Raw genomic sequence first — 22,981 nt, 5'->3', positions numbered from 1 at the left:
CCCAGCATTTATTATTATACAAAATAACTTAGAAGTATTTGAAATACTCTAAAATAATTAAATAAAAAATATCTATTCTTATCAATTAAACTATATACTAAAATACTATTTGGGCCAGGACCTTTGGATATCATTATAATGTATAGAAAGTAATCAATTATTTTAGGTAAAAAAACACCAAATGTGATTAAAATAAAAAAACATTCAATAATTATCTTAATTGTATAAAAAAAATTAGTGCATTCTTTCATTTTTTCACCTGGAATTAAAATAGCAGTTTAATTAAATTTGGTGTAACATATGATTCTATAAAAAATCCTAAAATCATAAATAAGGAAGCTATAATAAAAGTTATGGAATAGCCTGAAATCCTCATTCCTATATTAGATGTCCATTTTTTTGTTCCTCTGTCCTTTAATAATTCTAAAGAAAACTGCATTGCTACAACAGAAGTAAATAAAATGCAGGGGATATAAATTATATTTTGAGGTATAATTCCAACAAGAGAAACCCATATTCCATTAAAACCTATGCTGTTTATCATAAAACTTATTGTAAAGCCCAATGTAAATCCCTTTATCAGATCCAATATAATTATTACTGGAAGGCCAACCATTGTGAGTCCCAGAAACCACATTGCTGCAATAAATGGCAGATTATTTTTTAACGTTTGGAAAAAAATTGCTTTATACTGTATCCCATTATCTTTAAATGAAGAAGTAAAACCATTTATATAACTTACTAAATCATTTTTATCTATTGAACCCATATACTTAACACTATATATTCCCAGCACAACCCCGGTACAAAGGCAGAATATACTTACTACATACATCCAGAAATTTTCCTGAATATGTTCATTTATCCTTGAATATATAACATTGTCCTTCATAATATTTACCCCCTCGTAATCATCTTTTTAATATTATGATTACAAGGACGGTAATATTCCTTAATTTTATATCATTGCAAAAGCACTGATGGTCTTGCCATCAATTATTTCTCCATTTTTAATCATTTCTTTTGCTTTTTCTATATTTAATTCATGAACATTAATAAATTCATCTTCATCACCTAAACCTGTAGTGCCCTTATATAAATCTTCAGCTTTGTAAATATATATATATTCGTCACAGAATCCTGGTGATGTTACTATTTTCCCCATATATTCGAATTTATCTGCCTTATATCCGGTTTCCTCTTCCAGTTCCCTTAAGCCGCACACCTTTGTATCTTCTCCAGGTTCTAATTTACCAGCAGGCAGTTCAAGTAATTTTTTTTGAATAGGATTTCTAAATTGTTCTACCATTAATATGGTATTATCATTTTTAAATGCAAGAATTGCCACTCCTCCTGGATGATTTACTATTTCACGCTTTGATATCTTCCCATTTGGCAGCTCTACAGTTCTTAAATTAACATTAATAATTTTTCCTTTATATATGTTTTTTTCATCTATTGTTTTTTCAGTAAAATCCATTATATACCTCCTTTACTATATAATAATATATATCTTGCAAAAAACATACAACATAGATTAAAATTGACAATTGAATTAGTTCAATTGTCAATTTTATAATTTAACTCAATTTATACATTTATTATAAGCACATTTGTATGGTAATATCAAGCATATTTATTAGCTCACCTTGTTTTTCAGTCTTAATTTATCTGCCACCATTGCAATAAATTCAGAATTTGTTGGTTTACCTTTATCGTTATGAATTGTATATCCAAATATTTTATTTATAGTATCTACCTGTCCTCTGGACCAGGCTACTTCAATGGCATGCCTAATAGCTCTTTCCACTCTGCTTGCTGTAGTATTATACTTTTTAGCAATTGAAGGATATAATTCCTTTGTCACTGCTGACAATAATTCTATATCATTTACAACCATTGTTATTGCTTCTCTTAAATACATATAACCTTTGATATGGGCAGGAACTCCGATTTCATGAATTATATTTGTAATTTCTCCCTCTAAATCATTGGGCTCTGGTCTATTAATTTTGATTTCTGAAGAATCCACAATAGAAATGGTTTTTTTAGAATCACTATTTGATATTGTATTATTAAACATCTGTCTGATTCTTTTTGTGAATACATCCATATCAAAAGGTTTAACTACATAATAATCTGCACCTAAGCTTATTGCCCTTTGGGTAATTTTATCCTGGCCAACAGCTGACAAAACTATTACTCTTGGCATAGGATCCATGTTCATAACATTCAACCTTTCCAAAACTCCAAGTCCGTCTAAATGGGGCATAATAATATCTAATACCACTAAATCAGGCTTTTTTTCTTCAATTAACTTTAAAGCCTCCAGACCATCCTTAGCAATTCCAGTTACCACAATATCTCTTTGACTTAAAAGATAATCATTTAAGATGTTACAAAATTCTTTATTATCATCTGCAATAACTACCCTTATTTTTGTTTCATCCATATAAATTTCTCTCCTTTATTATTTAATTCCCATATCTTAACAATTAATGTATTCGACAAAAATTAATTAATTCCTTCTTTCGCCAAAAAAATTTTAAACAAAATAATAGATAGCATTACTGCTATCTAAATTATACACTAATTTTTATGGTTTATATATATCCTAATTTTTAATGGTATTTGAATCCTTAAGCATCCATTCTATATAAATTCCATAGCCTGTGTCAGGTTTATTTATCAGAACATGAGTAACAGCTCCCACTATCTTATTATTTTGTATTATTGGACTTCCACTCATTCCCTGAACAATGCCGCCGGTCTTCTCTAATAATTTAGGATCTGTAACTCTTATTATCATGCTTTTAGGGCCTGGTTCTTCCTGAGTTAATAGTTTTTCTATGACAATGTCATACATTTCCGATTCCTCGCCATTTATAGTGGTTATTATTTGAGCCGGTCCTGTTTTTATTTCATTTCGTAATGCAATTTCCATTGGTTTGTTAAACTTTCTGTTTATTATCTTTCCATTACTTTTTCCAAAAACTCCGCATTGTGTGTTCTTATATATTTTCCCTAAAGAATTATCTTCATCTACAAATATACCCTTTAATTCACCTGGACTGCCTTTTTCACCTTTTCTTACGCTTAAAATGGATGACTTTACAATTTCTCCATTATTTACACTTAGTATAGTTCCTGTATCAACGTCTGTTATTGGATGACCAAGTGCTGCAAACATTCCTGAATTTCTATCGTAAAAGGTCAGAGTTCCCACCCCGGCAGTTGAATCTCTTACCCATAATCCTATTTTGTAGCTATTATCCTTCAAACTTTTTACAGGTGTTATTTCCTTTGTTATTATTGTTCCTTTTCTTAATATTTCTACTTTTGCACCTTTTGTACTATTTGCATTTATTTCCCTGGATACATCCTCTGCCGAGTTAATTTCCTGCCCGTTTACCTTTATTATGCTGTCTCCAATTTGTATGCCGCTGACAGCTCCGGGACTGCTTACTTTTCCATTGTTTGATTCTATATCGCATAATCCAACAACTAAAGCTCCTTTTGTATTAAGCTTTACTCCTACAGGTACTCCGCCGGGATAAACAGATATTCTATTGTCAACAGCCTTTACGGATACAGATTTTACTGGAATTATTCCTAAAAAGCTTATATCAAATTTTTTTCCTGAAATACCACTTATGGTGCTTTGTTTTAAATTAATAAAACAATTGCTTTTAATTTCATTTCCTTCTCTTATAAAAATAGTTGCTGGTATATTTTCAATATTATATAGGGCAACCATAGAAAACAATAGGATAGGACTTATTATTGAAAGTAAAATTTTTTTATGCTTATTGTTCATATTAACCCTCCTATTTATTTATTGTTGTAGTTTTAAGTTGCCCGCAATTAGTTATAGTTATCCTATTATATAGTTTGAATTTGAGTTAAAGTTTGAGGTCATAAACTTTATTATCATAAAAGTAAAATTATTATTAAAATAACCATAAAAAAAGCAGTCATAAGCATAAATAGAAAGTAAATTTCTATTTAACCTATTACTACTTTATTTTTTGCAAAAATATTTTTTTTAAACAGTTTTTTTGTTAAGAATTTTCTTTTTTTCATCTGCCATTTTTATCAGCTCATCTGCATGTTCCATGGTTATCTTTGTAACCTCACTGCCTCCAATCATTTTGGCAATTTCTAACTTTTTTTCATTCCTATCTATTTTTTTAACTTCGGTAAATGTTTTGTCCTTAAGAACATTCTTTTGAACTACATAGTGAGCATCAGACATGCATGCAATCTGCGGCAGATGTGTTACACAAAAAACCTGATGTGAAGTTGAAATTACAAACATTTTTTCAGCAACGCTTTGTGCTATTCTTCCACTTACTCCAGTATCCACTTCATCAAATATAATAGATGGAATTTTATCGCGATCTGCAAAAACAGTCTTAATAGCTAGCATTATTCTTGATAATTCACCGCCTGAAACTACTTTTTCAAGAGGCTTTAATGGTTCTCCCGGATTTGTGGAAATTAAAAACTGTACTTTGTCCAATCCATTAGAATTAATTTGTTCTTCCAGTTCCACATTAATTTTAATAATGCTTTTCTCAAGCCCTATTTGATTTAATTCTTCTTTTATATTTTTTTCCAGTTTTTTAGATGTGTTTTCTCTTATTTGATGAATATGTGTTCCAATATCATTGAGTTCATTTAGAATTACTTTTCTTTTATTTTCTAACTCCTTAATAATTTCACCTGAATTATTAAGCTGTGTGTATTGTTCTAAAAGTTTATTTTTATATTTTAGTATTTCCGTAATTGTACTTCCATACTTCCTTTTTAAAGTACTGATAGCAAATATTCTGCTATTTATATATTCCATTTCATTTTCATCATAATGTACATTATCCCTTATGTTTCTAATTTCTTCGGTTTTCTCTTCAATGATATAATAAGCCTCTTCAAGGGATTTTACTATATCATTTATACTGCTTAAATTTTCACTAATATTTTTTAAATCTCTTATAACAATTCCCAGTCTGTCAAATATAGATGTCATATTTTCATTTCCATTGTATAAAGTTTCATATGCAGAAGAAAGAACCTGACTTATTTTTTCAGAATTATATAACAGCTTATATTTCTCATCAAGTTCATCGTCCTCTCCTTCTTTCAGCTTTGCATCTTCTATTTCTTTAATTTGATAATTTAAAAAATCTGTAAGTTTTTCTCTTTCTCCCTGATTGCCGGATAAACTTTCAATTTTAGAATCAATTTCCTTTAGTTCATCGTATCCCTTTTTAAATTGTTCAATTAGCTGTTCAATATCCTTACCACCATAATTATCTAAGTAAATTATATGATTTGACGGATCCAGCAGATTTTGATTTTCATGCTGTCCATGTATATCAAGTAATGTTGTGCTGATTTCCTTTAAATTAGATAAAAGCAATGCTTTTCCATTAATCTTTGCTATACTCTTTCCGCTTTGAAATGTTTCTCTGCTTATAATAATCACATCATCATATTCAATATCATTTTGTTTCAGCATTTCATATGTTTTGGGATTTTCTATAGAAAATATTGCTTCTACAAAAGTCTTTGACTCACCAGTTCTGATTAAATCCTTATTAAACTTGCTTCCCAGTACAAAGCTAATTGCATCAATAAGAATTGACTTACCAGCTCCAGTTTCTCCAGTGAGGATATTTAACCCCTTTTCAAAGGAAATACTTAAATTTTCTATTAATGCAAAGTTCTTTATATTTAACTGAAGCAGCATAAAAAACTACCTCCTATTCCTTTAACAGCTTTTTCATTCTTTGAGTTATTTCTATAACTTTTTCTCTGTTCCTTGTAAGAACAAATATAGTATTATCGCCTGCAAGAGTTCCAACTATGCCATCAAGGTTAAATGAGTCAATTGCCTCAGCGGCTGCTGGAGCAGAACCTGATAATGTCTTGATAACAATAAAATTATCTACATTTTCTACATGAGTTACTGTTTGAGCAAATAATGCTATGAATTTATTTGACATAAAATTATCCTTTTGAGTTATAGCTGCATATTTATATTTTCCATCATCATTTAATACTTTAGTTAATTTTAATTCTTTAATATCCCTAGACACCGTGGCCTGGGTCACATCTATTCCGCTGTTTTTCAATTCTTCCGCTAATTCTTCCTGGGTTTCTATGGCCTTTGAATTTATTATTTCCAGAATTTTTGCATGTCTGTTAACTTTCATTTTCTAGGTCACCCCCGCATTCTTTAGTTCTCGTTGTAATCTTTTTCCTAAGAACATCAAAATAATCATAATCATTAAACCTGATTAATTTACATTTATAGGGATATGAACTTACTGTAATAAAGTTGTTATGGCCCATTTCCATAAATTCCTGTCCATCTAATGTTAAAAAAACGCTTTCATAACTTCTGACCACTTGTACTTTAACTGTACTTTTGCTGTCAATAATAAGTGTTCTCATGCCTACTGAATGTGGACAAATAGGTGTAATAGAAAATAAGGAAAGAGTTGGATACATTATTGGTCCACCTGCAGATAATGAGTATGCTGTAGATCCTGTTGGTGTTGATATAATTACACCATCTGCTACAAATGTGGTATAAAATTTATTGTCAATATATATGTTATATTTTACTATTCTTGCCAAAGTTCCCTTAGATAAAACAATATCATTTAGTGCAGGAAGTAATTTTTTAATACCATCTTCTTCATATGTACATTGAAGGAGAGATCTTTCTTCAATCTCATATTCATTTCTAAGCAGTGCCTGCAGTGCAGGAAGACAATGGCTTATTTCAACCTGTGCAAGAAAGCCTAAATGTCCAATATTTATTCCTAATATAGGAACCTGAAATTTAGAGATAGCCCTGGCAGTACTTAGAATTGTTCCATCCCCGCCAAGTACGATCATAGCATCAAGTTTTTTATCTTTAATGTTATCTAATCCTAAAGTATCTTTAAATACAACTATTTTTACTTCATTGTCTATATTGTAAATATTACTCATAATGTAGTTTAGTTTATCTTCATAATCTTCTTTAGAAGTATTTACATTGATTCCAATATTTTTCATAACTACTCTCCATTTAAATTTTTATGTGATTTTTCTACTAATTCTTCTATTTGTTCCATAGTAAATTTTTCTTTAAAGTTTTTATCCTTGGTAAAATAAATTAAGTATTCAATATTACCTTCAGGTCCCTTAATTGGAGAATAATCAATGGCTTTAATTTTTAAACTGGATTTTTCAATAAATACTGCTATTTTTTCTATGACTTCAATATGGGTAGATTTTTCCCTAACAACACCCTTTTTACCCACCTTTTCTCTTCCAGCTTCGAATTGAGGTTTTATTAATGCCATAATTTCTCCAGTTTGGTCAAGCAGGTTTACTGCTGCAGGGATTACCTTTTCTAAAGAAATAAACGAAACGTCTATGCTGGCAAACTGAGCTAGTTCACCCAGCTTGTCAGGTGTAACATATCTTATATTTGTTCTCTCCATACAAACAACCCTTGGATCTATTCTAAGTTTCCATGCAAATTGTCCATATCCAACATCAATGGAAAATACTTTTTTTGCATTATTTTGCAGCATACAGTCTGTAAATCCTCCAGTTGACGCACCAATATCAATACATATTTTATTTTTTAAATTAATATTAAAATTATTTACAGCTTTTTCAAGTTTTAAACCGCCCCTGCTCACATATGGCAGTTCAGTTCCCCTAAATTCAATTTTTGAATTTTCTTTTATCTTTTCACCGCATTTATCAACTCTTATATCATCTACAAAAATTTCACCTGCCATAATACTGGCCCTTGCTCTTTCCCTTGATTGAAAAATCCCCTTATTAACAAGTAGTACATCAATTCTTTCTTTTTTATCTGACATTTTCTGCTCCTTAATATTTTATAATGTGTTTAGAATACTTTTAATAATTCCATCTACATCTAATCCGTATAGCTTATATAATATATTTACATTGCCATGAGTAACAAATTCATCTTTGAATCCTAAATTATAAACTTTGGTGTTCTTATGCAGGGAATTTACAAACTCCAGTACCATTGAACCAAAGCCTCCATGAGTAACGTTATCCTCCACAGTGATAATAGTATAATCTTTATCCACAAGTGTCTTTAGTAAATCTGCATCAATTGGTTTTACAAATACTGCATTTATTACAGAAATATTAATACCTGAATCCTTTAACTTTTCCCTGACTAAGACTGCAGTCTGAACCATTTTCCCAGTAGCAATAAGTGCAATGTTTCCCGACTTTAAAAGTACTTCCCATTTACCTAATTTATAATTTTTAATAGGTGAAAGTAATACTTTATCATTGTCACCGCCTCTTGGATATCTTATGGCAACAGGTCCATTAAAATTAACAGCCCATTTAAACATATATTGTAATTCCTCAGTACACTTTGGGCACATTATTGTCATATTAGGCATTTGTGATAAATATGACAAATCAAATATTCCCTGATGGGTTTCTCCATCATTTCCAACAATACCAGCCCTGTCTATAGCAAAAATAACAGGAAGATTCTGAATGCATATATCATGAATTACCTGGTCATATGCTCTTTGTAAAAATGTAGAATACACTGCAAATATTGGCTTTAAACCTGCGCAGGACATACCAGCAGCCATGGTAACTGCATGCTGTTCAGCTATCCCCACATCAAAAAATCTTTTTGGAAATCTTTCAGCAAACTTTGTTAAACCAGTGCCGTCCTTCATAGCAGCTGTAATTGCAACAATTCTATTATCCTCTTCAGCTAATTTAATAATAGTATCCCCAAATGCAGATGAATAGCTTTTGCCAGATTTTCCGGATATTTCGCCGCTGTCACAGTTAAATGGTCCAATACCGTGAAATTTTCCTGGATTCTTTTCAGCAAACTCATATCCTTTTCCCTTCTTAGTTATCACATGTATGATAACTGGTCCCTTAATATCCTTTGCCAGCTGAAGAACTTTGCTTACATCCTTTATATTATGTCCATCTATTGGGCCTAAATACTTTATTCCCATGTCTTCAAAAAGCATACTTGGAACCATAATCTGCTTTATTCCATTTTTGATTTTTTTAATACTTGCAGTCATACCCTTTCCTATATTAGGTATTTTACTTATAGCATTATCAACTTCTTCTTTTAATTTATTATAATTGGGATCAAGTCTTACTTTACTTAAGTATGTTGACATACCCCCTACATTTTTTGAAATTGACATTTGATTATCATTTAAAATAATAATCATTTTTGTCTTACTATATCCTATATCATTTAATGCCTCAAATGCCATGCCTCCAGTTAAAGCGCCGTCACCAATAACTGCCACCACATCATTTTTTTCACCTTTTAAATCTCTGGCTTTTGCCATGCCTAATGCTGCGGAAAGAGATGTGCTGCTGTGGCCCGTATCAAACATATCATATTTGCTTTCATTTCTTTTTGGAAATCCGCTTAAGCCTCCATATTGTCTTAAAGTATCAAATTTATCTTTTCTTCCAGTTAATATTTTATGTACATAAGCCTGATGTCCAACATCCCAGATAAGCTTATCCTTTTCAAAGTCAAAAACATTATACAAACTTATTGTTAACTCAACAACCCCAAGGTTTGAGGCTAGATGCCCGCCAGTTTTTGATACTTTTTCAACTAAAAACTCTCTGATTTCATTTGAAAATTCATTTAACTGCTTAAGTGACATTTTTTTTATCTGCCCTGGATCCTTGTATTCATTTAACAAAGTATACATATTCATCTATCCTTTTTTAAAAAAGTTTATTATCCTTGAAACTTTCATTATAATACTATTGCTGCTGCTTATGGCAAAGCCCTTGCCAACAGCTTTTCCTCCAACTGTCATTGAAGTAATTAATATTCCTATTAATGTACTAACAATAGTAGCATTAATCTTTGGAAAAAGCAAAGCAACCTTATTCACTATAATAACTCCAATAGAACCACTTATTATACCGCACACATCTCCTATTACATCATTACAGAAGCTGGATACCTTTTCCGCATTTCTTATTAAATTAATAGCTATCTTAGCCCCTTTTATTTTCTTTGAAGCCTTTGCATGAAATGGAACTTCATCTGCAGAAGTTACTGCAATACCTATTATATCAAAAATTATACCAGTAAGTATTATTAAAATAAGCAAAATAAAAGCCACTAACAAATTTACCCTGTTTAGCAGCACATCAGAAAAAAGCGAAGCACTGCCGCTAAACAGAACAGCCCACATTATTGCTGTGATAATCCATTTAGTACTGGTTTTAACTCCGCTTTTTTTATTTTCAGTTCTAGATTTATCGCTTCCCAAAAAAAAACCCCCGTGATTCAGTTAATAGTTAAGAGTTAACAGTTAATAGTTAATGTGGTTTTTCTGCCACGCAGAAAAACAATTAAAAATTTTTGCTTTAGCAAAAATTTATCAATCACTCTTACCTCTTACTTCTTACCTCTTACTTCTTACCTCTTACTTCCTACTTCTTACCTCTCAACTCAAAACTGTAGAACAACTTTTAACTTTCAATTACAGCAGACTCTAAACTTAAAACTTTTAACTTTCAACTTTCAACTGTAGTAATTGGTGGTAGTATATTAAGTAAAATTTACGGCTTAGGTCCAGTTGGATTTCCCGGAGAGCAACCAAAATGTCGCCATTCTGACGGTTTCCCTTTAATGCTCTGCCTATAGAGTTACCATCTATAGTACTGGATTGCCACTTAGTCCGTACTGCAATCCCTAATATACTTAAAAATAACAGTCTAGGAGTTTTCCCCAACAGTTAGGTATTTCCCTAGCCTCTTTTGCATTATGGGTTTAATTAAGCGATAACTTATAGCTTTTTGGCCAAAAGCTAAAGTATGATCTTACCTCTACCCATGACACTCAAGGCAGGCTACACTGCACATAGCTAAATCACCACAATGCAGGTTTAACCCACTGTCGTACATTGGGCGCCTAGCCCAATACACAAGCAATGGTCTCCACGAAGGTAGGGTCAGATTCGCATGCCATTGCGATTGCCCCATCCCCCTTACTCCCAGCACAAGCCCATGACTGGGCGTCATAAGCAAGCACAAGGAACTTCATCGATATGCCCTTTAGCGGATTTTTAGCCCCGCCTTCAGAAAATACTTACCCGACTAGAATACTGCACCACCATTTAAGAACAATTATATCATACACATTATTCAATATCAAAACTTCAAATTTGTCATTTAAAGCATTAATAATATTAATAGGCTAAATTTAGCTGACTCTGTTTAACAGTTTAATAGTTAAGTCCTTAAGGATACTGGTATCTCTTTTAATCATGCTAAGGTATTCAATGCACTTATAGGATAACTTTTCACACATTTCTTTACACTCATCAATACCATACACTGATACAAATGTAGTTTTATTGTTAGATTCATCAGCTTTTGTATCTTTTCCCAATTTTGAGCTTTCTCCTGTCACATCTAAAATATCATCCTTAATTTGAAATGCCAGTCCAAGGCTTTCTCCATATAATCCAAGTATATTCAAATCTTCTTCACTTGCTCCTCCTAATACAGATCCGGCAACAATAGAAGCTTTTATTAGTGCTCCTGTTTTCTTTTTATGCATATATGTAAGCTCTTCAATATCAATGGTTTTATTTTCTGCCAGAATATCTACCACCTGACCTCCAATCATACCGCTTGGTCCAGATGCATTACTTATTATAGAAGCAGCTTTTACACAGTCAGGTCCAATTTTAGAACTTAAATTAAATAATATATTCATTGCCTCGTTTAGAAGCCCGTCACCAGCAAGCAAAGCTAAAGCTTCTCCATATACTTTGTGGTTAGTAGGCTTACCTCTTCTTAAGTCATCATTATCCATACATGGCAGATCGTCATGTATAAGGGAATATGTTTGAATCATTTCCAGTGCACCAGCAGCATCAATTACAGTATGATAGTCCTTTTTATATAACATATACCCTAATAATAACAGCATCGGCCTTATTCTCTTGCCTCCTGCATTTAAGCTGTAATTCATAGCCTTAAATAAAATACTGTCATAACTGCCCTTATTAATAAAATATATTCTGCACCATTCATCAATTTCGTTTTTCAATAATTCAATAGTACTGCAATTATCTTTATTCATAGTAACCTCCATGTAAAAATATATTATTTTTCTGAGGTAAAATTCTGTTCACCCTGATCAGTTAAAATCTTTATTTTTTCTTCAGCTTCATTTAAAGTTTTATAAAGTAAATTACACAATTTTATTCCTTCTTCATAATTTTTCATTGCTTCACTAAGAGATAATTCAGAACCATCCATTTTATTTACTATGCTTTCAAGTCTTTTCATCATTTCTTCGTAACTTTCAACTTTCTTAGGCATTAAATATTCCCTCCTCATATATCTTCTATTTTTGAGACTTCTTTATATTTATATTTCCATCCTTTAAAATAACTTTAAATTCATTTAACTCTTCTAAAACTTTAACTTCTGAAACAGTGTTGTCTTTTAAGTCTTCAATTACAGCATACCCTTTATCTAAAACATTTAGAGGATTGTGAGCTGATAAAAGAGAATTTAACCTGCCAAGCTTTTCCTTATTCATTTTAATTTTATTATTTATTTTAAATTCCAGTAAACTTTTACTGCTGTCTATATGTGTATACTCATTAATTATAAAATTTGCAGGACTATTCAGCTCAAGACTTTTCCTCATAACATGCACTTTGCTTCGCCTGTTTTCTATCTTATTGTAAAATGCAGTTTCAATAGCATTTTTATAGTTAATTATCTTATTATTTAATTCCGATAAATTAAATACTGCAATTTCAGCTGCAGCAGATGGTGTAGGGGCCCTTCTGTCAGAAACAAAATCAGCAATAGTAAAATCTGTTTCATGACCAACTCCGGTTATAATTGGTATTTTTGAATTAAATATTGCTTTTGCCACATTTTCTTCATTGAAACACCACAATTCCTCAATGGAACCTCCCCCTCTGGCTAAAATTATAACGTCAATATCATTATATTTGTTTAATTCTGAAATTCCCTTAATAATATCAGGTGCTGCGTTGTCTCCTTGCACTAGAGCTGGATAAATAATTAATTCTACATGAGGGTTCCTTCTCTTTGAAACATTGATTATATCCCTGATTGCGGCGCCAGTTGGAGAAGTGATTACTCCTACTTTTTCTGCATATCCTGGGATAGGCTTTTTATGCTCTATATCAAATAATCCCTGGCTTTCTAACTTAGCCTTCATTTTTTCAAATTCCACATACAATTCTCCAAGGCCTTCAATGTTAATTTCCTCACAGTAAAGCTGATATGCTCCATCCTTTTGATAAACTGAAACCCTTCCTTTTACTATAACCTTATCTCCGTCCTTTGGCATAAACTTCAGTTTTTCAGCATTATTTCTAAACATAATACAATTTATTTTGCCGCCATCATCTTTTAGTGAAAAATACAAATGACCGCTGCTATGTAATTTAAAATTAGAAATTTCTCCTTTTATGCTAAGGTTTCCTAATATAAAATCATTATCCATTATTTTTTTTATATAATTATTCAGAGCTGAAACTGTTAATGTTTTAATAAACATAAAAATTAAACCTCTCACTTTTATATATTTCGTCCTAAATAGATGTAAAGTAAATCATATAAATTAACTCAGATTATTTATTAAGCTTCAGATGGATATCCCTTCTGAAGCTTTTACAGAACTATTTTACAGAGTTTTTTAAAAGATTGTCTAACAATCCATTGATAAATGAAGCTGATTTTTCATCAGAATATTTTTTCCCCATTTCAACGGCTTCATTAATGCATACAGCACTTGGAACATCTGTACTGAATAAAAGTTCATATGCCCCAATTCTTAAAATACACAAATCAACCTTGTTAAGCCTGTTTAGTTTCCAGTTTTTTAAGTATTTACTTATTTCAGAGTCCAGCTCATCTATATTTTCTTCAATACCCTTTAATAATTTTGTTATGTAAACTAAATCAATTTCATCTATATTAATATTTTCTACATCCTGCTCCGGATTTTCGCCTGTTAAGCTGCCTGAATCTATATTGCTTTTATCATGATTTTCCTTAAAATCTGTAATTACATCCTTAAGTTCTTCCTTATTGGATGTCATCTGAAACAAGAGTTTCATAGCTGTTTCTCTGGATTTTTTTCTATTCATTTCTTTCCTCCTGTGACTTTTATTAAAATTATTGTCATAAAGTATGCATCTTATTCTTAGCGTAATTAAACACCCCCTGAAAACAGAGGGTGTTTTAGTTAAAAAAAATAATTATTAAGAAGTTTATTCCTCTTCGTCTACTTCAATACTATCTTCTAACTTTGGAATTAAAACATTCTGTACATGTATGTTAATAGTTGATACAGTTAAGCCTGTCATGGATTCAACTGCTTTTTTAACATTTTCCTGTACAGCTGCAGCTACCTCAGGGATTTTAACACCATATTCAACAACAACATATAAGTCTATTGAAGCGCTGTTCTCTCCAACACTTACCTTTACCCCTTTGGATAAATTCTTTTTTCCAGATAATATTTGTGTTATTCCACCTGCAAGGCTGGCACTCATTCCAACAATTCCTTTGATTTCAGTAGTTGCTAATCCAGCAATAACCCCAACTACCTCATCAGAAATTTTCACAATACCCATATCTATTTCGTTTTTAATATCTTCTTCCATCTCACGTGACCTCCAATAACAGTTTATCTAATGCTTATTATATCAAATACGATTTCCTTTTACAAACATTATTGTTTGCATTCTATGTCAACGTTGCTTAACTTTGTTATTTTTACAACTTCATTTTTGATTTCCCTTGTTTCTTTATCAGTTAATTTATCCTTTCCCTTAATAATTAAAGTAACCTTATCTTCATTTATCTGACATATTGCCTCTTCATAACCTTTTGCCTTTAAAGCTGTTTCAACCTTTTGTTCATTATTTGTGTCTAAAGCAAGCTTAGTATACTTTTTTTCTGCATCAGCCTTGTTTTCTTTTGATACATTATTATCGTCAATTAGTGCCTTCAGGGTCTGCAATGTCTGATTGTTCTGCTGATCTCTTGAAAGCTTTGTTTCAGCAAAGAAATCCGTTTTAGTATTGTTATTTGTTTTCTTGGTATTAAAAGAAACAGTACTGTCTGTGCCGTTTACATATAAAGGGCTGTTAAGCCTGGTAGCCAGCACTCCTGCACATACTATTAAAGCCAGTAACGCAACAATTATAACTGCCTGTTTTTTATTCATTTTAATTCCCCCTATCTACCTTTCTAAAGAATTATATGCATAAATCATTTATTATATACTATTTTTTCATAGGATAAACAGTAACTTTGTTATCCGGAATTTCAAATAGATTTACTACAGCTTTGGATATACTTAAAGCTGTAACTTTATTTTCTGCACCTTCAGCAACAACACAAACTCCAGTTATCTTAGGCTTATTTGTTTTTATTATCAATGGTTCAGACTTACTTCCATCATTTGTGATTACCACTGTGGTTCCATCGTTTTTTTGTGTATTCTGCCTCTTCCCCCCTTCATTATCGCTTTCAGTTGTGGAGGTAGTTGAATTATTAGTGTTTAATGCAGGTATTTGCTCTTCTCCACCGTCAAAATAAATCATTACACTTACCCTGCCTACCCCCTGAATTTGTTCCAGAATGCCTTTAAGCTCTGAATTAAGCTGTTTTTCATATTCTGTGCTGCTGCCTGACTGAACTGTACTGGCATTATTCTTCTGTTCAGTACTGTTTAAATTTGAATTTGCAGTTGTTTTAGATCCATTACTGCTAAAAAAAGAAAAAACTATAAAAATAAGAACTGCAATTAAAACTAGTATTACAATATTGGAAGCTGTTTCCTTGGGACTTCCTTTACGGAGCTTTTCCGCAAAATCTTTCATTAATTTGTTTATATTCATATTAACCTCCTTTTAAGGTTTATATACTTTAATTATTGAGGCTGGAACCTTTAACTCTTCGCTTAAATACTTTTTAATCAAATTTGCAGTTTCTTCACTAACATTTCCTTTATCAGTGTTCACATATTTACTGGCATCATTTATTACTATTTTTTTAATCTTTTGTACCTTTCCATCTTGAACTGCTACCTTAATTTCCTTTATTTCAAATTTATTATTTTCCTTATTATAATCAGTTTTTGCCTGAACATCATAACTATACTGAGGCATTTTTTCTTTTAGAGTTTTTTCACATAGTGTTTTTAAATTACTGTTAAAGTTCTCTATAGTACTGCTTATATTTGACTTCTCATATTTAGTAAAATCTTCGCTATAGTTTCCTTTGCTCAATGTTTCTGCGGCCCTGCTGGCATAAGCATCAATATTGTAATTTTTATCAAAGATCTTTATTATTGGCTTCATAAGCACTGAAATAATTATGAGCCCCAGAACAAGTTTGGCATATTTTTTCATTTTATTATCTGGAAGAATCATCTCTACAGCAGTAACAAAAAATACCACTATACATATGTTGATTACCCAGTCCTTTAGTTGCTGCATCATATTTAATCCCTCTTTCTTTTATACACATCATTTATCCAATAAGTACTTTCCCTGCAGTGGCAATAATTGAAATCATAATAAAAAACATTACTGACACAGAGATTAGACAGGACATAATCAAAATAAGTGAATCACCTGCAGAATTTATGGTTTTAACCAGTCTGCTGTCACTTATGGGTTCAATTAAGGCAGCTGTGAGTTTATAAACCAATGCTAAAACAACAATTTTTATTATTGGATAAATAACTATAAATAATAAAATAATTAATCCTACTGTACTGAGAGCATTTTTTAGCAAAAGTGAGTATCCTGCCACAGTGGAAATTGCATCTGAAAGACATTTCCCAACTACAGGGATAAAATTATCCACTGCATACTTTGCAGTTTTGGCAGTTACAGCATCTAATGTTTTAGAAGTTATTCCCCTTATGGTGATTATGCCAATAAATACTGTCATTATAATTCCCTGGCACCATAGTGCAATCTGATTTAATAACTTTGTTAAATTACTTATTTTATATTCATCTGACAGGTTATTTACAAACTGCAATACAAAACTCAATAAAATAAGAGGTATAATAAAATCTACGAAGATCCTTGCGCCTATATTTATGGCACCAATTATTATGGGATCCATAACTGCTGCTTCAGTTATTCCTCCTACAGAAGCAACAAGCATTAATAATACAGGAATCAGGGCTGTCATAAAGTCCACCATTTTATTTATTGTTTCACTGGCTATATTTACACCCATGTAAAAGCTCTTTGCCATGAGTATTATAATTAGTCCATAACATGCAAAATAAGCTATGTTTGATAAACTTTCATTACTAAAAGCCTTTTGAAGGTTATTTAGCAATGCACATATAACAGCTATTGATATCAATGTAGCCATTAGCTTTAATGAAGAAGATAGTTCCCTAAACGAATATGCTATAAGTGCCTTAAATGCTTTTGACAAAGAGAATTTTCCGTCACCGGATTTTATGTAGTCTTTTACAAATGTCCTGGCATCTAGGTCCTTTAGCACTTCATACTGATTTTTTATATTTGTCATATAGTCATACAAGTTTTCTACAGATTCTGTATCTTTATTACTGGTATTATTATTTGGTTCTACGGCTTGTACATTAACAGGGGCTGCTAAACATATAAAAAAAGTAATTATAAAAATAAATAGTTTATAATTTTTCATGTTTTCACCTACATTATCTTTAGGATTGATTGAAGCACAGCCATCAAAATAGGAATTGCCAGTACCAATATTAATATCTTTCCTGAAAACTCCACTTTTGAGGCAAGGCTGTTTTCTCCGGCATCTCTGCAGATCTCACTTGAAAAAGTGGCCAGATATGCTATGCCCAGTATTTTAAAAACCGTTGTTAAATACACAGCATCTATATTGGCATCAATAGCTAACTTTTGAATAAACTCCAAAATCACTGTGATTTTAGTAAGCATAAATATGAATATCATTGCACCAGCTACAATACTGATCTGAACAGCTAAGTCATTTCTCTGGTCTTTAAATATCATAATTATAAATAAAGACAAAAAAGCAAAAGCTGCAATCTTTATTATTTCCATGGAAACCTCCTAAAGCTGAAATAAGGTTTTAACTGCACTAAATAGTTTATATATAAGATTAATTACCATAAGGAGTATAATTACAATTCCTGTTAAATCAGTAACCAATGCATAATCATCCTTACCGCTGGTTTTTAAAATTTTATCTAAAATAATAATTAATATACTCACAGCTCCAATTTTGAAAATCATAGATATATCAAGCATTTAAAACACCTCCAAATAATCTTTAAATAAGCATAATTACCACAGTTGACCCTATAGTAAAGCCAAGATATCTATACATTTTTATATTTTTATTTGCAATTTCTTCAGATTTTTCAATTTGTTTTTTTAAGTTATTCAGTGTGAGTTGGAAAATCCTTTTATGACCGTCTATGTCACTTTCTCCAATGGTCTTTGCCATGTCCAGCATTATATTTATGTCATCTTCATTAATGCTGAGACTTTTCATGTTTTCGGCAAATGCCTTTTCAAAAGCTGAATATACATTATCAGCTTCATTTGTATATAAAATAGAAGCTATATCTTCAAAAATGCAGCTAATAGGATATTTGCTTTTTTTTGATATATTTGAAAGTATCTCCGGCAGTGCAGTATGGGTATATATTAATTCATTCTGAAACTGATTTATTGATCTTGCTAATTCATTTAATTGATCTGTCCTATTTTTAAAAACCTCACTGTAAAAAAATCCTGCAGCAGTTGATAAACCTATTATTACAAAGCTTAATATTATTTTAATAATCATATTTGTCTCCTCCAAAGGAACTGCATTTTTGTGAAATCATAAATATATTCCACAGTTCCCGCTCCTTTTAAGCAGCTTAATACAATAGCCCTTTGAAACACTTTGTTATCTATAAGTTCTTTGAAAACAGCTCTGTCAAATAAATCCTCTATGCCGTAGCCATGGATGGTAGCAATAAGATTTACTCCGCAGTTTAGTGCCATTAATATACTTTCCACATCTTTATAAGTTCCAATTTCATCACACACAATTACATCAGGTGCCATACTCCTTACAGCCATCATAATTCCATAACTTTTAAGACATCCATCAAGTACATCTGTTCTTCTTCCAATATCAAGCTGAGGTATGCCATTATAACAGGCACCTATCTCACTTCTTTCATCAATAACACATACTTTTTTACCTTTTAAATTGTTATATCCATTGGAGATTAATCTGGTTATATCCCTGATTAATGTGGTTTTCCCACACTTAGGCGGTGATATTATAATTGAATTAATAATGTTCCCCTGGGATTGTATATATGGAATTATATTACTGGAACATCCGGTAACAGCTTTGCATACCCTTATGTTTATGGAAGCAATATTTTTTATGGTTTTAACTTTTCCATGTTCCATGATGCATGTCCCACATAATCCAATTCTATGTCCCCCGTTTATAGTTAAGTATCCCTGCTTAATTTCCTCCTCAAAGGCATATATAGAATAATTACTCATTCTCTGCACTATGCTTCTAAGATCTGCAATGCTTGGACAATAACGAAATTCTATCTCTTTATTATCTACCTCAACCATTAATGGTCTTTCAGCTCTTATTCTAATTTCCTGAAGGTCATTTAAATTTGTTATAGAACTAAGTATTGTCTTTATATTTTGCGGCAGTATGCTGAAAATATCTTTTGTGTTCATATTTTTTATCTCCCCTTCCTTATATAAACAATATTTAAGTTAATAAGGAATTATTCCAGAAAAATAAAAAAAAGCATAATATGCTTTAAGGATAAAAATCCATGCATACTATGCTTTGTTATTATATATATTTATTTATCGCTGCAGCAATTACTGTCTTTAAAATTAATGGTATTATGACAATTAGGACAAGTAATGTCTTTTTCATTATTCAGTATATTTTCATCTATATATACTGTTTCTCCGCAATTACTGCATTTTATTTCTATGAAGTCATCGTCTTCATCATTTATGTCATCATAATCCTCATCATATAATAGTTCTTCTACATCAGCTAAATCTTCATCAATATTATCAACATATTCTTCCAGGTCTGCATTATCTTCATGTAAAATATCTATTTCCTCGGAAACTTCGTTAAGAATAGCAGCTATTTCAGATAATATTTTGCCTTCTTTAGCTGAGGTGTCTATTTCCATACCTTCCATCAAGCCCTGCAGGTATGATACTCTGTTTTTTAAAGAGCTCATTAAATTCACTTCCTTTTTTATATCCTTTGCAAAAACATAATACACTCTGCTCTCTCAAAAATCGTTGATGATTCGATATTTTGCTCGGCATAATGTAATGTTTTTAATGCAAAGTACTAATTAATAAAATATTCTCCCTAGCAGTCTAAGGAGAATATGCTTATTTATAATGTTCACATAAAATAACTAATTTATTCGTGCGGTATTAAATTATTAAACTCTTTCCATGTATTCACCAGTTCTGGTGTCAATTCTGATCATTTCTCCTTCATTAACAAATAAAGGAACATTCACAACTGCTCCAGTTTCAACAGTAGCTGGCTTTAATACGTTATTTGTTGTATTTCCCTTTGCTCCAGGTTCTGTATGGGTAATAAGTAACTCTACAAAGTTAGGAGCTTCAACTGAAAAAGCTTCGCCCTTATAAAACTTGATTATTGCATTCATATTTTCTTTCAAAAATTTAATTGCATTTTCAACTTTTTCATAATTTAATGGAATTTGTTCAAAAGTCTCTTGATCCATGAAGTAATATAATTCACCATCTGAATATAAATACTGCATTTCTTTTCTTTCAATAACTGCTTCTTGAAGTTTCTCAGTTGGATTGAAAGTTCTATCTGTAACTCCTCCAGAAATAACATTTCTTAATTTTGTTCTTACAAATGCTGCTCCTTTTCCAGGTTTAACATGTAAAAAATCCACTACTGTGAAAACTTGTCCATCCAATTCGAATGTGGTTCCTTTTCTTATCTCTCCTGCTGATATCATACGAGTATCCCTCCAAAATCTAATGATTCATTTATATTATACCTAGTTAAGGTAGTTATATACATATAAGTTGCTTTGGTGATTTAGATATTACTTCACACTTATCATCTGTTACAAGCAGTAAGTCCTCAATTCTTACTCCTCCAAAATCAGGAATATAAATACCTGGTTCATCAGTAACAACCATGCCTGCTTTTAATAATGATGCATTCCTGTATCCTATTGTAGGAGCTTCATGTATCTGTCTGCCAACTCCATGACCAAGACTATGTCCGAAATTTTTTCCATATCCCTTTTCAGTTATATAATCTCTGGCAACATTGTCTACATCAATACATGGGACACCAGCTTTATATGCCTTTAAGGCTCTGTTATTTGCTTCAAGAACAATATTATATATTTCTACCATTTTCTCTGATGGCTTGCCAATTACAATAGTTCTTGTCATGTCACTGCAGTATCCATTATACACGCAGCCATAATCCAATGTTAAAAATTCCCCATTATTAATTACTTTACTTGTAGCCTGACCGTGAGGCAGACTGGATCTTACTCCTGATGCAACAATTGATGGGAAAGACAGTTCTTTTGCTCCACTTTTTTTCATGAAGAACTCTAATTCAAGTCCAACTTCCCTTTCAGTCATTCCGGCTTTAATGAATTTAAGCATATGATCAAATGCCTTATCAGCAATAGCTGCAGCTGCTTTTATTGCTTCTAATTCAGTATGATCCTTTATTTCCCTGATTTTTTCAATAATGCCTTCCATAGGAACTAATTCACAGCCCAATTTACTTTTATATAATGAATATGTACTAAATGATACGATATCTTCTTCAAAGCCAAGCTTTTTAATATTTTCTTTTTTTACTAAATCAGCTGTAAAATCTGCAATTGTTGTATTTTTACTGTACTCCAGGCATTGGAAACCATGTACTTCCTGCTTTGCCTGCTGAGTAAATCTGGAATCTGTTATAAAGAATGCTTTCTCTGATGTTATTAAAGCAAAGCTTTCATCACCAGTAAATCCACTGACATAATTTCTATTGTAATCTCCAATTAAAAAGACACCATCTAAACCTTTTGATTTCATTGCACTTCTAAGTTTTTTCATTCTTTCATCATACATATGTTTTTCCCCCAAATCTTTTTTTGTATATTTTTTAACATATACAAAAAAATATTACTGTACCAAAAATTTCTACAGTAGTTACCAATGTTATTTTACCAAATGTTAAGGCTATTTGCAAATATAATTAGCCTTTATATTTTATAAATTATACTATTTACATTAATTTAATATTTAAAAAGCTTTTTTGTTATTGCCTCTGCAATATAGTCAGCATTATAACCATTGTCCTGAACAATAATATCACATTGATTATAAATATTAATTCTTTCATAATACAAACTTCTCATATTTTTTTCAGCATAGTCTTTTAAAAGAGGTCTGTTATTCAAATTAGGACTTCTTTTTATTAAGACCTCCAATGAAGAATTAATAAAAACAGTAATACCTGTTTTCTTCAGCCTTTTTAAATTATCAAAATATATGGGCATTCCTCCTCCAGTTGAAATAACATATTTATTCATTTTAAGTAAATCATTTATGAGCATTCTTTCTTTTTCTCTGAAATAAATCTCACCTTTCAATTCAAACATTTCCTCAATAGTCATATTTTCATTTAATTCAATGGCTTTATCAGTATCATAAAAGCCATATGAAAGTTTACTGCTTAGAAGCCTGCCTATGGTACTTTTCCCGCTTCCAGGCATACCAATTAATATTACATTATTAAACATTTGTATCCTCTTATAAATAAATTAATAATATTATTA

The 22,981-nt window shown here is 31.2% G+C and carries 27 protein-coding genes; all 27 read right to left on the bottom strand.

Going from position 1 to position 22,981, the window contains the following annotated elements; genetic code table 11:
* Positions 1–265: 265 nt before the first annotated feature.
* Positions 266–892, bottom strand: a complete 627-nt coding sequence (gene spoIIM / locus EQM05_RS07280) for a stage II sporulation protein M (protein ID WP_128749417.1) — start codon at positions 890–892, stop codon at positions 266–268.
* A gap of 66 nt (positions 893–958) precedes the next feature.
* On the bottom strand, positions 959–1,480 hold the full coding sequence (locus EQM05_RS07275; protein WP_128749416.1) for an NUDIX hydrolase: 522 nt from the start codon (positions 1,478–1,480) through the stop codon (positions 959–961).
* A 159-nt stretch (positions 1,481–1,639) separates the two neighbouring features.
* Positions 1,640–2,452, bottom strand: coding sequence for a sporulation transcription factor Spo0A (gene spo0A / locus EQM05_RS07270; protein ID WP_128749415.1), 813 nt, complete (start codon positions 2,450–2,452; stop codon positions 1,640–1,642).
* A 162-nt stretch (positions 2,453–2,614) separates the two neighbouring features.
* Positions 2,615–3,817 carry a SpoIVB peptidase gene (spoIVB, locus tag EQM05_RS07265; RefSeq protein WP_128749414.1) on the bottom strand — a complete coding sequence of 401 codons (1,203 nt, stop codon included), beginning with the start codon at positions 3,815–3,817 and terminating at the stop codon, positions 2,615–2,617.
* Positions 3,818–4,045: 228 nt separating this feature from the next.
* Positions 4,046–5,752, bottom strand: coding sequence for a DNA repair protein RecN (gene recN / locus EQM05_RS07260; RefSeq protein ID WP_128749413.1), 1,707 nt, complete (start codon positions 5,750–5,752; stop codon positions 4,046–4,048).
* A 13-nt stretch (positions 5,753–5,765) separates the two neighbouring features.
* Positions 5,766–6,218, bottom strand: a complete 453-nt coding sequence (locus tag EQM05_RS07255; RefSeq protein ID WP_128749412.1) for an arginine repressor — start codon at positions 6,216–6,218, stop codon at positions 5,766–5,768.
* Entirely contained in the window at positions 6,208–7,071 is an 864-nt protein-coding gene (locus EQM05_RS07250; RefSeq protein ID WP_128749411.1) for an NAD(+)/NADH kinase, read from the bottom strand. The genes EQM05_RS07255 and EQM05_RS07250 overlap by 11 nt, the downstream gene beginning before the upstream one ends.
* A 2-nt stretch (positions 7,072–7,073) precedes the next feature.
* Positions 7,074–7,892 carry a TlyA family RNA methyltransferase gene (locus EQM05_RS07245; protein WP_128749410.1) on the bottom strand — a complete coding sequence of 273 codons (819 nt, stop codon included), beginning with the start codon at positions 7,890–7,892 and terminating at the stop codon, positions 7,074–7,076.
* A gap of 18 nt (positions 7,893–7,910) precedes the next feature.
* Positions 7,911–9,773, bottom strand: coding sequence for a 1-deoxy-D-xylulose-5-phosphate synthase (dxs, locus tag EQM05_RS07240; RefSeq protein ID WP_164917233.1), 1,863 nt, complete (start codon positions 9,771–9,773; stop codon positions 7,911–7,913).
* A gap of 6 nt (positions 9,774–9,779) precedes the next feature.
* Positions 9,780–10,346: a hypothetical protein gene (locus EQM05_RS07235; RefSeq protein WP_128749408.1), complete on the bottom strand. Its 567-nt coding sequence runs from the start codon at positions 10,344–10,346 to the stop codon at positions 9,780–9,782.
* Positions 10,347–11,281: 935 nt separating this feature from the next.
* Positions 11,282–12,169, bottom strand: a complete 888-nt coding sequence (locus EQM05_RS07225) for a polyprenyl synthetase family protein (RefSeq protein ID WP_128749407.1) — start codon at positions 12,167–12,169, stop codon at positions 11,282–11,284.
* Between the two features lie 23 nt (positions 12,170–12,192).
* On the bottom strand, positions 12,193–12,411 hold the full coding sequence (locus EQM05_RS07220; protein WP_128749406.1) for an exodeoxyribonuclease VII small subunit: 219 nt from the start codon (positions 12,409–12,411) through the stop codon (positions 12,193–12,195).
* 25 nt (positions 12,412–12,436) lie between these two features.
* Entirely contained in the window at positions 12,437–13,633 is a 1,197-nt protein-coding gene (gene xseA, locus EQM05_RS07215) for an exodeoxyribonuclease VII large subunit (protein ID WP_128749405.1), read from the bottom strand.
* Positions 13,634–13,754: 121 nt separating this feature from the next.
* A complete protein-coding gene (gene nusB / locus EQM05_RS07210) occupies positions 13,755–14,225 on the bottom strand; it encodes a transcription antitermination factor NusB (RefSeq protein WP_128749404.1) in 471 nt (156 codons plus the stop codon).
* A gap of 123 nt (positions 14,226–14,348) precedes the next feature.
* Complete coding sequence (locus EQM05_RS07205) at positions 14,349–14,744, bottom strand: Asp23/Gls24 family envelope stress response protein (protein ID WP_128749403.1); 396 nt, start codon at positions 14,742–14,744, stop codon at positions 14,349–14,351.
* Between the two features lie 68 nt (positions 14,745–14,812).
* Positions 14,813–15,310 (bottom strand): SpoIIIAH-like family protein, encoded by a 498-nt coding sequence (locus EQM05_RS07200; RefSeq protein WP_128749402.1) that lies wholly within the window; start codon positions 15,308–15,310, stop codon positions 14,813–14,815.
* Between the two features lie 58 nt (positions 15,311–15,368).
* Complete coding sequence (spoIIIAG, locus tag EQM05_RS07195) at positions 15,369–15,986, bottom strand: stage III sporulation protein AG (RefSeq protein WP_128749401.1); 618 nt, start codon at positions 15,984–15,986, stop codon at positions 15,369–15,371.
* Positions 15,987–15,998: 12 nt separating this feature from the next.
* Positions 15,999–16,589 (bottom strand): stage III sporulation protein AF, encoded by a 591-nt coding sequence (gene spoIIIAF, locus EQM05_RS07190; protein WP_128749400.1) that lies wholly within the window; start codon positions 16,587–16,589, stop codon positions 15,999–16,001.
* Between the two features lie 31 nt (positions 16,590–16,620).
* The gene (spoIIIAE, locus tag EQM05_RS07185) at positions 16,621–17,784 is read right to left on the bottom strand and encodes a stage III sporulation protein AE (protein WP_128749399.1); all 1,164 of its coding nucleotides are present in this window, start codon (positions 17,782–17,784) and stop codon (positions 16,621–16,623) included.
* Between the two features lie 8 nt (positions 17,785–17,792).
* Positions 17,793–18,176, bottom strand: coding sequence for a stage III sporulation protein AD (gene spoIIIAD, locus EQM05_RS07180; RefSeq protein WP_128749398.1), 384 nt, complete (start codon positions 18,174–18,176; stop codon positions 17,793–17,795).
* Positions 18,177–18,185: 9 nt separating this feature from the next.
* Complete coding sequence (gene spoIIIAC, locus EQM05_RS07175; protein WP_128749397.1) at positions 18,186–18,383, bottom strand: stage III sporulation protein AC; 198 nt, start codon at positions 18,381–18,383, stop codon at positions 18,186–18,188.
* A 22-nt stretch (positions 18,384–18,405) separates the two neighbouring features.
* Positions 18,406–18,927 carry a stage III sporulation protein SpoIIIAB gene (spoIIIAB, locus tag EQM05_RS07170; protein ID WP_243108145.1) on the bottom strand — a complete coding sequence of 174 codons (522 nt, stop codon included), beginning with the start codon at positions 18,925–18,927 and terminating at the stop codon, positions 18,406–18,408.
* Positions 18,924–19,841: a stage III sporulation protein AA gene (spoIIIAA, locus tag EQM05_RS07165; protein ID WP_205694182.1), complete on the bottom strand. Its 918-nt coding sequence runs from the start codon at positions 19,839–19,841 to the stop codon at positions 18,924–18,926. The genes spoIIIAB and spoIIIAA overlap by 4 nt, the downstream gene beginning before the upstream one ends.
* Positions 19,842–19,972: 131 nt before the next feature.
* Positions 19,973–20,416, bottom strand: coding sequence for a CD1247 N-terminal domain-containing protein (locus EQM05_RS07160; protein WP_243108144.1), 444 nt, complete (start codon positions 20,414–20,416; stop codon positions 19,973–19,975).
* A 168-nt stretch (positions 20,417–20,584) separates the two neighbouring features.
* Positions 20,585–21,142 (bottom strand): elongation factor P, encoded by a 558-nt coding sequence (gene efp, locus EQM05_RS07155; protein WP_128749395.1) that lies wholly within the window; start codon positions 21,140–21,142, stop codon positions 20,585–20,587.
* A gap of 55 nt (positions 21,143–21,197) precedes the next feature.
* Positions 21,198–22,271 carry an aminopeptidase P family protein gene (locus EQM05_RS07150; protein WP_128749394.1) on the bottom strand — a complete coding sequence of 358 codons (1,074 nt, stop codon included), beginning with the start codon at positions 22,269–22,271 and terminating at the stop codon, positions 21,198–21,200.
* 167 nt (positions 22,272–22,438) lie between these two features.
* Positions 22,439–22,945 carry a shikimate kinase gene (locus EQM05_RS07145; RefSeq protein WP_128749393.1) on the bottom strand — a complete coding sequence of 169 codons (507 nt, stop codon included), beginning with the start codon at positions 22,943–22,945 and terminating at the stop codon, positions 22,439–22,441.
* Positions 22,946–22,981: the final 36 nt, after the last annotated feature.

This window comes from Clostridium sp. JN-9, from assembly GCF_004103695.1.
In the GTDB taxonomy this organism is placed as follows: domain Bacteria; phylum Bacillota; class Clostridia; order Clostridiales; family Clostridiaceae; genus JN-9.
This window is presented reverse-complemented; position numbering and strand designations above follow the sequence as displayed.

Bases quoted from the DNA above. Each gene is read 5' to 3' on its own strand.
- efp (WP_128749395.1), bottom strand. From the start codon at position 21,142: ATGATATCAGCAGGAGAGATAAGAAAAGGAACCACATTCGAATTGGAT.
- spoIIIAE (WP_128749399.1), bottom strand. From the start codon at position 17,784: ATGAAAAATTATAAACTATTTATTTTTATAATTACTTTTTTTATATGT.
- EQM05_RS07220 (WP_128749406.1), bottom strand. From the start codon at position 12,411: ATGCCTAAGAAAGTTGAAAGTTACGAAGAAATGATGAAAAGACTTGAA.
- spoIIM (WP_128749417.1), bottom strand. From the start codon at position 892: ATGAAGGACAATGTTATATATTCAAGGATAAATGAACATATTCAGGAA.
- spoIIIAD (WP_128749398.1), bottom strand. From the start codon at position 18,176: ATGGAAATAATAAAGATTGCAGCTTTTGCTTTTTTGTCTTTATTTATA.
- spoIIIAA (WP_205694182.1), bottom strand. From the start codon at position 19,841: ATGAACACAAAAGATATTTTCAGCATACTGCCGCAAAATATAAAGACA.
- EQM05_RS07200 (WP_128749402.1), bottom strand. From the start codon at position 15,310: ATGAATAAAAAACAGGCAGTTATAATTGTTGCGTTACTGGCTTTAATA.
- xseA (WP_128749405.1), bottom strand. From the start codon at position 13,633: ATGTTTATTAAAACATTAACAGTTTCAGCTCTGAATAATTATATAAAA.
- recN (WP_128749413.1), bottom strand. From the start codon at position 5,752: ATGCTGCTTCAGTTAAATATAAAGAACTTTGCATTAATAGAAAATTTA.
- spoIVB (WP_128749414.1), bottom strand. From the start codon at position 3,817: ATGAACAATAAGCATAAAAAAATTTTACTTTCAATAATAAGTCCTATC.
- spoIIIAF (WP_128749400.1), bottom strand. From the start codon at position 16,589: ATGATGCAGCAACTAAAGGACTGGGTAATCAACATATGTATAGTGGTA.
- spoIIIAG (WP_128749401.1), bottom strand. From the start codon at position 15,986: ATGAATATAAACAAATTAATGAAAGATTTTGCGGAAAAGCTCCGTAAA.
- EQM05_RS07145 (WP_128749393.1), bottom strand. From the start codon at position 22,945: ATGTTTAATAATGTAATATTAATTGGTATGCCTGGAAGCGGGAAAAGT.
- spoIIIAB (WP_243108145.1), bottom strand. From the start codon at position 18,927: ATGATTATTAAAATAATATTAAGCTTTGTAATAATAGGTTTATCAACT.
- EQM05_RS07250 (WP_128749411.1), bottom strand. From the start codon at position 7,071: ATGAAAAATATTGGAATCAATGTAAATACTTCTAAAGAAGATTATGAA.
- spo0A (WP_128749415.1), bottom strand. From the start codon at position 2,452: ATGGATGAAACAAAAATAAGGGTAGTTATTGCAGATGATAATAAAGAA.
- nusB (WP_128749404.1), bottom strand. From the start codon at position 14,225: ATGAATAGAAAAAAATCCAGAGAAACAGCTATGAAACTCTTGTTTCAG.
- spoIIIAC (WP_128749397.1), bottom strand. From the start codon at position 18,383: ATGCTTGATATATCTATGATTTTCAAAATTGGAGCTGTGAGTATATTA.
- EQM05_RS07225 (WP_128749407.1), bottom strand. From the start codon at position 12,169: ATGAATAAAGATAATTGCAGTACTATTGAATTATTGAAAAACGAAATT.
- EQM05_RS07275 (WP_128749416.1), bottom strand. From the start codon at position 1,480: ATGGATTTTACTGAAAAAACAATAGATGAAAAAAACATATATAAAGGA.
- EQM05_RS07205 (WP_128749403.1), bottom strand. From the start codon at position 14,744: ATGGAAGAAGATATTAAAAACGAAATAGATATGGGTATTGTGAAAATT.
- EQM05_RS07150 (WP_128749394.1), bottom strand. From the start codon at position 22,271: ATGTATGATGAAAGAATGAAAAAACTTAGAAGTGCAATGAAATCAAAA.
- dxs (WP_164917233.1), bottom strand. From the start codon at position 9,773: ATGTATACTTTGTTAAATGAATACAAGGATCCAGGGCAGATAAAAAAA.
- EQM05_RS07255 (WP_128749412.1), bottom strand. From the start codon at position 6,218: ATGAAAGTTAACAGACATGCAAAAATTCTGGAAATAATAAATTCAAAG.
- EQM05_RS07245 (WP_128749410.1), bottom strand. From the start codon at position 7,892: ATGTCAGATAAAAAAGAAAGAATTGATGTACTACTTGTTAATAAGGGG.